Here is a 684-nt window from a genome sequence, read left to right on the forward strand (position 1 = left end):
CGAGCTGCTCGCACTCGTCGACCTCGACCCCGAGCTGGCGAGGCGACGACCGTCCCAGCTCTCTGGCGGCCAGCGCCAGCGCGTCGCCATCGCCCGCGCGCTCGCTCCCGGGCCGCAGCTGCTCATCTGCGACGAGAGCGTCTCGGCGCTCGACGTCTCGGTGCAGGCGCAGATCCTCGCCCTGCTCGCACGGCTGCGCGACGAACTCGGGCTCGCCACGCTGTTCATCACGCACGACCTGGGCGTCGTGGCGCGGATCGCCGACCGGGCGATCGTGCTGCAGGGCGGCGAGGTCATGGAGGCGGGCGACACCGAGCAGGTGCTGCGCGAGCCGCGGCACGCGTACACGCGGATGCTCGTGGCGGCCGCGGAACGCGAAAGCGCTCGACGGCAGGAGCCCGCCGGTGGGCCCGACGATCCATCCGCTCCCGACCGCACGGAGGCCGCATCATGAACGAGACCGCATCCACGGCGCCACTCGCCGCGTCCATCGACGACGGCGCTGCGCTCCCGGCATTATCGACCGAGCCATCGATCGACGCGTCGAGCGGCGTGCTCGCCGACGGGTCGGGCGCGATGCCCGGCGAGGCGCGCCTGGCGCTGTGGCGGATCGAGCGGGATCTCTGGGCTCCCCGCACCGTGCGGGTGACCGATGCCTCCGGGCGGATCGACGCCACGGCCCTC

The 684-nt window shown here is 73.8% G+C and carries 2 protein-coding genes; both read left to right on the forward strand.

Going from position 1 to position 684, the window contains the following annotated elements:
• Positions 1-454: ATP-binding cassette domain-containing protein (locus tag ACFPZL_RS13990; RefSeq protein WP_382336014.1), on the forward strand; the 454-nt coding region annotated here is incomplete at its 5' end.
• The coding region (locus ACFPZL_RS13995; protein ID WP_382336016.1) for a hypothetical protein at positions 451-684 on the forward strand (234 nt) is incomplete at its 3' end. The genes ACFPZL_RS13990 and ACFPZL_RS13995, both read left to right, overlap by 4 nt.

The sequence above is a fragment of the Leucobacter soli genome (genome assembly GCF_042659205.1).
Taxonomy (GTDB): Bacteria; Actinomycetota; Actinomycetes; order Actinomycetales; family Microbacteriaceae; genus Leucobacter; species Leucobacter soli.